Source organism: Dokdonia sp. PRO95, assembly GCF_000355805.1.
GTDB lineage: Bacteria > Bacteroidota > Bacteroidia > Flavobacteriales > Flavobacteriaceae > Dokdonia.
This window is the reverse complement of the sequence record NZ_CM001837.1, coordinates 246,631-257,644: the sequence shown is the minus strand read 5'-3', so window position 1 is coordinate 257,644 and position 11,014 is coordinate 246,631. Positions and strand designations below refer to the sequence as shown.

At 34.8% G+C, this 11,014-nt stretch carries 5 protein-coding genes; 1 reads left to right on the top strand and 4 read right to left on the bottom strand.

Going from position 1 to position 11,014, the window contains the following annotated elements; all coding sequences use genetic code 11:
• Positions 1-9: 9 nt before the first annotated feature.
• From D017_RS01060 to D017_RS01045, 4 genes are read right to left on the bottom strand one after another with little or no spacing between them, the layout of a single operon-like run.
• Positions 10-1,044, bottom strand: coding sequence for a PQQ-binding-like beta-propeller repeat protein (locus tag D017_RS01060; RefSeq protein ID WP_160164948.1), 1,035 nt, complete (start codon positions 1,042-1,044; stop codon positions 10-12).
• 56 nt (positions 1,045-1,100) lie between these two features.
• The gene (locus tag D017_RS01055) at positions 1,101-1,985 is read right to left on the bottom strand and encodes a hypothetical protein (RefSeq protein WP_035334203.1); all 885 of its coding nucleotides are present in this window, start codon (positions 1,983-1,985) and stop codon (positions 1,101-1,103) included.
• Positions 1,986-1,992: 7 nt separating this feature from the next.
• On the bottom strand, positions 1,993-7,245 hold the full coding sequence (locus D017_RS01050; RefSeq protein ID WP_035334202.1) for a fibronectin type III domain-containing protein: 5,253 nt from the start codon (positions 7,243-7,245) through the stop codon (positions 1,993-1,995).
• Positions 7,246-7,255: 10 nt separating this feature from the next.
• On the bottom strand, positions 7,256-9,745 hold the full coding sequence (locus tag D017_RS01045; RefSeq protein ID WP_051583760.1) for a hypothetical protein: 2,490 nt from the start codon (positions 9,743-9,745) through the stop codon (positions 7,256-7,258).
• A gap of 446 nt (positions 9,746-10,191) precedes the next feature.
• Between D017_RS01045 and D017_RS01040 the strand changes: the two genes are divergently transcribed.
• Positions 10,192-10,707, top strand: a complete 516-nt coding sequence (locus tag D017_RS01040; protein ID WP_035334201.1) for a DUF3124 domain-containing protein — start codon at positions 10,192-10,194, stop codon at positions 10,705-10,707.
• The last annotated feature ends 307 nt before the right edge of the window (positions 10,708-11,014 follow it).

Here is an 11,014-nt window from a genome sequence, read left to right as displayed (position 1 = left end):
AAAGCTTGGTTATGATATATGATTTTCTTTAGAATCATAGTAAATGTGTAATGAATAAAAATGATCAAGGATATAAATAATGCCATTTGAGACATCCATTTTTCTAATTGCGGGGAATTTGTCTTTAACAATCTCTATAGTTTTGAGAGATATGATTTTATTATTAATGAAATTATATATCCCATATAGATTGCTGTCTCCTCCCTCAAAAAAGAAAATATTATCGTTAAAGATACCTGCTGTTTTATTCAAAAACACCGTAGTATATGAAGCGTAGTCAATCTCCTTAATTGTGATGAAAGGGCTAGATTGGGACAGGTTAACTAATGAACAAAACTTGCCATTAGGACTTACAATAATTTTTCTGTTTTTATCATATATAGTTTGCTGTCCAAAAGAAGAATAGGGTTCTACATCTTTGTCTTTTCCTTTAGTCGAACTCTGTGGAAAAGAATATAGTAACGCTCCATTTTTTCTTGAAATTCCATATAGTGAACCAGTGTTAATAGCAATCCATATTATATCGTTTTCTTCACAAATTATTTTTACAAATGCCAGAGTTGATGCGTGGTTAAGATTGTTATGAAGGCTTTGTGTCTTATCCAATGAGTAAATCCAGTTTTCAGTACCAGATTTAACGTTTATGGAAATGAGCTTATCTCGTTTCATTTCCTCATCGCTATTTATAAATATGAACTCATTATTGAGATTCTGAGATATAAAGCCTGAGTTTTTATACTTAGTTTTCCAAAGAGTTGATCCAGTGACCTCGTCAATAGCAGAAATTTTGTTGTCATCATCTTCTAAATGATGACCAATTAAAACTCCATCTATATCTACTTGAGGAACAAAGTGCTCATATGATTTGGATATTTTATCTTTAGAAATACAATAATTGAATGTTTTTTGAGGTGTGTAAATCCATACATTGTCAATGTCTTGAAATTTAATAGTAGGTATTATCCTATTATCAAAGATCTCAGTACAATAATTATGGATGTTATTCCAGATTTGCAACCTACGAGACGTCATTTTTCCATGCATAGTGATTAACGAATCACTGTTGACTTTGAAGTCGGAAACATTTTCTATAATTACCATTAGAATATTGTTGTAATTTTATTTGCGATATAATTAATCTGTGAAGTAGTCAAACTAATTGAAGCTTCGCTTAAAGTAATTTCTAATTTGAGTGATTCATTCAAATTATCAATAATATCTATTTCATTATTTTTTAAAAATAACTTTAAGCCATCTTGAGCCTGTGTAACGGATAGTTTTTGACTGCTAAAGACATAATTTAATTGATCAAAATTATCGATACTAGCTAAATAGTTGAGAAACTGATTTTTAGATATTTTACTTGCGTCTTGATAGCTCTTATATTCTAAATATTTTATAGGGCTATTTGTATTAAGTTCCAAATCAAATTTACAATATGTACAAGGTAATTCTGCGCTGTCAAATTGCATATCGACTTTTTTGATATGTGATGGAGGTATATTTCGGGCTTCCATATCCTTTAAAGTGTGCCAAAAGCCATCTTGTACATTTGTATTAGCATTGTTTAAAGGATCTCGAATACTTTTATTGAAACCGGGAATACCTTCATATTTATTTATTTGAGAATTAAGAAGATTTAAATGATCTTTAAAAGCCATTCTATTGTAAAATGAAGTTGAATGAGTTTGCGCAAATTTTGTCAAAATAGTATTCATTTCATTTCCTAAAATATTTTGAGCTTTAGTATTAGATAAAATTGTAGATAAACTTGCTAAAGCTTCAGGTGTAGTTCTCAGGCCCGACCTACCAGCTGAATGTAAAATTCTATATGCGTTAATACCTTCATTATTAGACTTAATTAACGCTTTAAATTCCACTGAACCACTAGTTAATTCTGCTGTTAAATCTGATAGCCAACACTGAGAGTTAGCTCCAAAACTGAAGAGAAGAAAAACAAGTAATAATAATTTAATTTTATTCATAATATTATTAATTACAAGAGAATATTCTATTAGGATATTTATTTGTGAAATTTAACCAAGCTTCAAATAAAATAGATTCATTGCCTGTTTTATTAAGTTGGACTAGTACTGAAGTATCCGCATTTGAAAAGTCATTTAGAAACTTAGCAGCTTGTTCAACATCTGTACTGAGAAGATTATTGTACTTGTTTAGAATGTTAGGATATGTAGTGGTAATTAACTGTATAAAACCATTATTTACTGCTTTGCGACTTTGTAAAACTCTTACTAATTGATTTTTCATCAAATCGATGTTATTTTCTCCAGCAATTAGTTTATCACTAATGTTTTTTAAAGTAAGCTTAATGTAATTTTCAGTAACGTCAGGATAATTAGTAACAAGTTTTGTTATATCTACATCATCCATATTAGCAATTTTAGTAGGCAGTGATTCAATATCATCGACAAGTTGTACGACATCAGCTCCAGAATTAATTTTATTTTTAGATTGAGCAACCAAGTTTTTGAACCCAGATATATTATCTCCTAATGAAACTACTCCAGTAATACCTGATATGGTATTTAATATGCTTCTAACCTCCGCATTAGCCTCATTGTCACTCAAGGCAGTTGATGTAATACTTAAACCGCTACTTCCAATATCTGCTATCAAATATATTTTTTGAAGTTTTGATAATCCACTTACCCCTGCCAAGGTGCCACCACTTCCAATCAATCCTATTACGTCTAACGTGGTATAAATAGCTTGAGATGTAGTTTCATTAGAAGCTGCTTGTGAAGCATAAGCAATTGCTATAGCAGGTACGGGTAGACTAGAATCTTTTAGATTTTCGGTGTAACTTTTAACCAAAGAAAGATTTGACCTATTGACGAAAGTGACCAAGTCAAAAGGTAGAAGATCATCATTGGTAAATGATGTCTGTTGTGTAAACCATCCAGAATCTAATGTTTGTGATAGGGAAATTTTACCAGTATCTAAGAATTCCTTATCGATATCATAATGTAATATTTCATTATTAATTGAAACCCCTGAAATTTCATCAAAAACTGAAGTAGCTTCCGCAGTTTGAACAATAAATATCCCTAAGCTTTTGACGAAGTTTGAGTATTCAAAAATGAATAACCTGTTTTCCATATCCTCTATAGAGCTTGTTAGGCGTGTATCAAAGAACTGTGAATCTTTGTAAATTAACTTTGTACACTCAGATATAAACTTTTCTCTATTATTATTTGTTAGACCAAATAGATAATCATCATCAATTGATCTGAAAAGTTGTTCGTAGAGATAAACGGACGAATTATATATATTAGGGGATTCCATACCAAGTATAATATCCTTAGCTATTAATTCACTACTGTACTGAATTAATTTAATAGCCGCTGCTTCCATATCTCTATTAAGGTCATTATTTTCACTGACATAAGGTTCATTAGCAATTTTGGATAAAATCCTTAATATGGCTAATGAACTCATTGAAGCAATATCGTTTTGACTAGCTAGATTAATTGTTCTTATAATATCTAAAGTTTCTTCACTAGAAACTAAGTCTGGATTAACTTGATTATAATCTAAGATATCATTAGAAATAGTTTCCGTTATTTCAAAAGATCTATCCTTTAAGTATCTATAAAATAATTCCAGCCACTCTCTCCTTGTAGGTTCGCTTGTTGAGTATGGAGAATTAGTATTTTGAGAGCACTCATGCCTGTAGTCTGGATAGGTTGGAGAATTATTTGTATTGTCATATTGGACACATTGACAAAATTCATTGGTAATATCAACCTCAAATGTCCTAGGAATGCCTAATTCCTCAAATGATTTGAATGTTGCACACATTGACCAGTTTTCAAATTGACTTTCGTTATACTGTAAACCTGCATATTCACTCACAAAGGATGGGTATGCTGTTTTGAATTCTAAAAGCTTGTTTCTTATAAGGAGTGTATTATGTGTGTTATTTTCATTGTAGTTTTGATCAAAAAAGTAGGCAATTTCAGCTTCAGAATATGAGTACTGGGATCCTGTTGCAGATACGTTTAAATCCTTTCTGTCAATTACCCAGCTACTGGAATATGGAAAGTCGGTTGGGTTTTGTAATACGCTATTTGTAGTAGAGCTAGTAAAATTCTCTCCAACTTCAAGTTGTATTGCCTTATACCCAATATTGTTTTCATTCTTCTCAATTGCAAATATTAGTGTAGAATTATTATTCTGTTCATTTATTTCTATCCCATAATTGGACTCAATGTAACGTTCATCTCCGCTAAAGTAACCAGCTAGAACAAAGTCTTCTCCAGATGATATTATATTTGCTTGGAATGTTTTATTACCAACCTGAAAAGATTTTAGCGTGCCAGGTACTACTGTCATGAATTCTTTAAATTGTTCTTCACTACTCAAGAAACTAGTTCCATAATATCCATAATATTTAGTGACATTTTTAACACTATCAGGAAGCACAATATATTGCGCAGCAGGAGTCAAAAATGTGTAGGTGTTATCTTCATTTTTACCGAAGTTTAACTTACTAAATAATCCAGATGACACATAATTCTCCCCATCCGAATCACCTTGAAAAAGATATAACTGTAATCCAGCAGCATGAATAGTTTGCCAGTCCATGTGTGGTAATACTGTTCCAGTGATATTCTCTTCATGCATCAAGAAATCATCTGTGCCACTTGCCGTATAATGTTCTAACCCAAAAACACCATGACCTAGCTCATGAGCCATGGTCGTTGTGCTGTTATTAAAGACAAATCCATATTGACGCTTAAGCGGCATAAACCCTTGCGTATTTTTTGATGGGTCTTCATTAACGATAGGTACATTGTTAAAGACAAACATATAGTATTGATCATCTTCAATATCTCGAGCATCTTTATAATAATTTTTAATGGCATTCTCTTCTGGAGAGTAGTTAGAAAAAACACCGCTATCACCTACGTCAAGACTTCCAGTGGTTGGCCCTATGTCCCAAACATTTGCAGGTACCTCAAAATCATCTTTTAAATCAACGTTAAATGAAATACCTGCTTTTTCATAAATCGTATTAAGTTCTGTTTGTATTTGAGAAGCTGTTCCTGTACTTGATCCATTAATGGGAACGACTGTTACATTTACAGTTTTGGGACTCATATGCCATAAATCTGCAGTACCAGCCACATCATAATTTCCAGTAGAGTCTGCTGGTTTTACGGTTGCAAGAATTGCAGTTTTTCCAAATTCAAATTGTTTTGTAAGGGATAACGATACGGTGTTTCCAGACCATGTAGTGTCTATCGCTGTACCTTCTGTAGTTTTAAAAATGAGATCACTTTTAGTTTTTCCATTGGCAAAAGTTACATTCCCCTCTAGAAAGTCTGTAGTATGTCCTGTGATATCAGAAATTGCTTTATAGGGTACATCGTATGTTCCTCCACTTGCTTGAGAGATTGTATTATATTCACTCGCAAGACTAGATGAGGCACCTGCTGGTAGTGGGTCAAAAGCATAAAAGCCAGATTCTGTAAATGTTACTACAACATCTTGAGAGGAAATCGCTGTAACACTTCCACTAGAGCTCACGCCGTTTGTATTCTCAGAAGTAACAACGCCACCTTCTGCTGCAGGACCTAGTTCTACTACTTCTCCATCATTTGTTACGAGCCATTGATTCCCCGTGCTATCAGTGATTACCACCGGTGTACCTACTACAATAGGGACAGAATTACCTTCATTATCAATTAATGTAATAGCCCCATCTGCAGAGACTTGTACATCACTGATAACCATATCTGAGGCATCAAATTGAATGACATCACCATTGTTACCAAAAACATCATCAAATACACCATCTGTATTTAAGACATTACCCCAATCCGGATCATAGGTAGTAACTACTGCTCCAGAAATAAGCTCTTTATCGGTGTTGAGTTCAATGTTTTCAAACTCTGCAGCGATAGTGATAAATCCTAGCCATGGTATGGTAACGTATCCTTTTCCTTTAAAAGGAGAGGTGCTATTTTCTACTTCTAGTACGCGTACTTTAAACTTACCAGCAGTAAAGTTATCATATAAGAAAAGCTCCGTAAGGCGCTCTTGATTTTCAAGAAGAATAGGCTCAGGCTCAATCGCACAACCTTGATAGCTCGAAGCTTCATCAGAAAGTGTTGTAAACTCTTGAATAAAAGTCTCTCCATAACTGCCAAACATACAGTTACCTTGTATCTTATATTCATAGGTAGTCTCAGGTTCAAGATTGTCAATTTCGATATAATCTTGAGGAGTAGTTAAGTCATACCATTCTGATTCTGCATCTTTCTCGCGATACTTTACCGTATAATCAAGATGGTCAAAGTTACCTTGCCAGGTAAGCTCCGCGCTGCGATTAGTAAGCTCCTCTACATCCGGAAATAGCGGCTCATCACACTGTGTCTGGTAGTCAAAGTAAAAGATCTCACTAAAGCCATTATTTGTAAATACACCTATCTCTTCGGCTCCTGCGGCTGCAAAGGCACGCACGCGCCATCCATAACGTTTGCCAGGTATTAATGAGGGTTGTAATCCATCATAAATGAAGGTAGTTTGTGTAGTAGTGGTTTGAAAAATGGGAGGAGAAGATAAAAATGCCGCTTGAGGGTCTATGTTAAGATCCCATATTTCAGAAACTATAAGTTCGTACTGTACGTTTGAAACATTGATGTGTCTAGGTGTCCACTGGAAAACAATATTAAGAGGGTTCATCTCTTGTATTCCCACTGCGTTTAATGGAAGGTTAAGTAGGGGAGGATCATTATCAAAAAGCACAAAATTAGTACAAGTCTTTGCCGAGACTACATTACCAGTAAATAAGTCATAAACTTCAAAACAGAAGCTATAAGATCCTTCTGGTAAGGAATTACCATATACTCCTGGAGAGATACCTTGTAAATTCTGAAGGTCAAAATAAGGAGCTAGTTGTGCCGTGCCTAAGGTAGTTGCGACACCACCTTCTAGAAATATTGGAGTGGCTCCTACAACCACATCATTACTCTGTGCATTAATACCTTGTCCTTCTATAAAAAGCTTGAGGCGTACCTCGCGGTTAAGCTCTGTAAGGTCATTGAGAATAAGTTGCACACGCACCTTATCATTAACAGATGATGCATTTGCATAGTCAGATAATACTACAGGCCTAGGTGGTATGGTCTGTGGAATTACTTGTACAGGAAATTGCTGTGCTATCACTACCTGTATAGCAAAAAGCAAAAAGAATAACTGTAGGAGATATTGCTTCATTGTATCTGTATTAGTTTTTAATTTTAGATAAGTATTTTATCGTGTACTCATCTTTATCAGCAAACTTGGTTGCTAGGTTTTTATAGTATAAAATAAGGTCTACGGTGAGTGCCTTGCTTAAGGAAGTTGGGTTTTTTGCAATGTTTCCATAAGCCTCATACACTTTGGCAGCGAGCTCTTTTCTAAACTGTTTAAGCTGTTTATCGTCCTTTAAGTCACGCATAGATCTAATTTTGGCAATGCGTTCTAGCATATACCTGTGATTTATGAGTTTTTCTCGTTTGATTTCAAAAGCATCATAATATATCTTATAGTCCTTGTAGCTTATACTCGTTTTATCCGGAACATCTGCAAGTGGGATTCCTTTGTATTGATGTGCTTGCACTTTTGCACCTGCAATAGCAAATTCCTTTTCGATAGTATCATCAAGGTACATGGCATCTGGCGTTAATCTTCTTACGGCGATAAGAATTGCTTGGTCATACGCTTTCGCGAAAGCGTTATAATCATCCACCTCCGTGAGATATTCAATAGCAGCATCTCTAAGATCCTTCTCCTTTGCTGTCTTTAGATCTAGCATCGTAAGCTTTGCACCATCTACCTTTTCCTTTACCACAGGTGGTATGAATGAGAAAGCATCTCGATCTTTTGCGTCAGATATCTGGGTGTCAAGTTCATTTGCGTTTCCTTGATAGATTGTCCCGTCAGACCTAAATTGTATCTCTGTAAGTCCAGAGGAAGACTCGCGAGGATCTCGCTCTCCAAATCTTAAAGCAGGGAGTTTACCTACGGTAAAAGAATAGTTATAGCCTAGTGTTGCTGTAAAGTCATTTACAAGGTTATTAGTAGCAGCCGTTGCATTATTTCTAAAAAGAGATAATAGGCTTAAGTTAAATTGGTGTTTTTTAAAGAGCTGGTAACCAGCATTTGCTCTAAAGTTGAGTATGGTGTTTTGTAATTCCCCATCTGCACTACTTCTATTATAAGAAGCAGCAAAGGAGCTTCGTAGTTTTTTATCAAAAAAGAGTTTTGATATTGCTACAGTAGGTCCTAGGGTATTATTGCTAGATTCTAATGTTTTATTAAATGAGGCATTAACGCCTGCGGTCACACTAAGGTCAATGGGTACAAAATTAATAGAGTAATTTCCACCCGTATTATAAAACGTAGTAGCTCCTACAGTGGTCTGGGTTCCAGATAAAAATTGCTCTTGCAAATCTTCTGTATCCTGCATGGATAGATTTATGCTCGCATTTTGAACACGCTCTTTAGATTTTGCAATCGCATAGGTTAGATTTAAGGTCGCATTGCGAGATAACTGCCTAAAGTTTAAGGTGTCTATGTTGTCAAAGGGCGTAACTGCATTGATATAATCAAACTGATCTCTAATGTTTGTTACACTCTGAAAGTTAGAATAAGAGGCGTTTATGTTAAGTTTTTCTGTGGCGAGCGCACTAATATTTACCGCTGCTACGACACGTTGTAACTCAGATGTTTTTGCTTTATCCAGATTATCTCGCTGGAGTCCGGCATTTACAGAAATATTTATAGCGCTATCAAAAATAGATTGAGAAGCATTTACAGCGATATTCTCAAGATCATTATTAAAAAAATAAGCTCCTAGAGTTTGATACCCTGGGTCTATACGTTCATAAGTAGCACCTACACTACCATTACCCACGCTAGTAGAGAGTTGTGCGTTAAAGGCATTATAGTATCTGGTAGTAGCATTCCCTTTATAAAGGAGCCCCACTGGACCGCCATTTTCTGGAGAACCTGAAGCTCTTGTGTCGTCTGTAATTCCAGATGTTGCATACTCTACATTAAGAACAGCAGATCCAAAAAGTTTTACTTTACCATCCACACTAATCACCAGGTTATCTTGTGGACTCACATCAGTTTCTACAGGAAAGGGGTTTTCTATAGAGTTTTCTTCATCTTTTGCAGCAAAGAAGGTGAGGCCTAACGAGAATTTTTCAAAATCATAAGCAGATTTTAATCCGTACCCTATACGTTTATAGGCAGGTACTGCTTGAGGATCTTCTGGGTCATATTCATTTGCTCGTATTAAACGCCCGTACATAGCGCTCAGTTTGAGCTTTGCTGTAGGCGTTGCGTCAAAACCTAAACCAGTAAATTGGTGACCGCTTAAAGTATAGGGAGAGAACGTCATCGATACATCTCCTATATGCGCTGTAAGCCATTTATAAGATGGGTTTAAACTAAGCCTATTGAACTTAAATGGCTGACTGTAATTAAAATCTTGGTTAGAATACGCAAACGATATAGGAACATTATAAATACCGCTTATGTTTAGGTTAAGGTTACCATTTAATACGTAAGTAAAAGGGTCTCGCTGTCCGTCACCGTTGTAGTACACTGAGTTTGCAGAAACGCCACCACCCAACGTAAAGAGTTTGGCTTTGCCTATTTGAGTTAAATCTTGAGCATTTGCAAAAAAAGCGCATAGCAAAAGAAGGTGAGGGAGTAATTTCTTCAAGCGATAATAGAAAGATGGTTAGTTTGTTAGGGCTAAAATATATAAATAAATGTTAATCAAAAGTTGAGCTTTGTATTTTGACGGTAATATTGGAGGTTATATCGACTCTGATATTTTGTACTTGTAATAATTAATGCGGGACAGTCATATTTTACTGTACTTAACACGGATTAAGAAAATTTATAAAAATTTTATTTCTATTGAAATTTTTCTATTTGATTAGTGATATATGATGTTGTAGGGCAGTTGTTTATAATAATTCGGTACTAGCTAGCTTACGTAAATTGCAAGAATCTGAATTTCCTTTTGTGTTTTTTAGATTTTATAAACATTCCTTTAAAAAGAACAGATACAAACACCATACACCAATTTAAACCCAGAAATTTGATATCTTGTAGTACTTATCTATTATAGTATGTACACCTTACATATATCTCAGCTCTATTATGAAATATTTACTTCCTTTTGTCTTAGTATATCTATTACTTCTTTCTTGTGAGGAGCCAAAGCCACTTAGCTCTGTAGACCCAGTGAACTGGGAGAAGCGAACAGTGAAAGGGGCTATAAATGATTCGCTTGAGTCGGGGAGTACCTTTTTATCTATTTACTCTCAAATTTACCTACGCACAGAAAATGATCAAGCAGACTTAACGGCGACCATAAGTTTGCATAATCCTAATCGAGAAGCGCAGGTGTATGTGGACAAGGCAGTGTACTATAACACCTACGGCAAGCCAATACGTGTGTATTTTGACAAAACCATTTTTATCAACCCTATGGAGACCGTTCAGATTGTTATAGACGGCGTGGATAAAGAAGGAGGCACGGGTGCAAATTTCATCTTTGACTGGAAAATACAGCCTGATACTAATGAACCTATCATTGAAGCGATTATGATAAGTACCTACGGCCAGCAAGGAATTTCTTTTGTGACTACAGGTAAAAAACTGTTGCGCTCATAACCACATCATATTCTTTTTAACTAAGCAATTAGATAATCTTCGTGTAGTAGTACAGGTAAATATGAAATCTAGCTTATATGCTGAGAGTCACAACGACAACAGTGATTTAATATTCGCTCAGTTTGTCTTCATTTTTGTGGGAATTCAATAAATAATTGTGTAAATAATTGTGAGTATCGTAATTATCTATATATTTGAGATTGTAAATTGGTCAACCAGTTTGGATAACCAATTTGTTTAAAGCTCAATTTTAAAATTATTACACTCTTAAATAGCAATGTGGCGAGTGATTGATTTTAGACAATTA

Coding starts and splice junctions, on each gene's coding strand:
- D017_RS01040 (WP_035334201.1), top strand. CDS start 10,192: ATGAAATATTTACTTCCTTTTGTCTTAGTATATCTATTACTTCTTTCT.
- D017_RS01060 (WP_160164948.1), bottom strand. CDS start 1,044: ATGCATGGAAAAATGACGTCTCGTAGGTTGCAAATCTGGAATAACATC.
- D017_RS01050 (WP_035334202.1), bottom strand. CDS start 7,245: ATGAAGCAATATCTCCTACAGTTATTCTTTTTGCTTTTTGCTATACAG.
- D017_RS01055 (WP_035334203.1), bottom strand. CDS start 1,985: ATGAATAAAATTAAATTATTATTACTTGTTTTTCTTCTCTTCAGTTTT.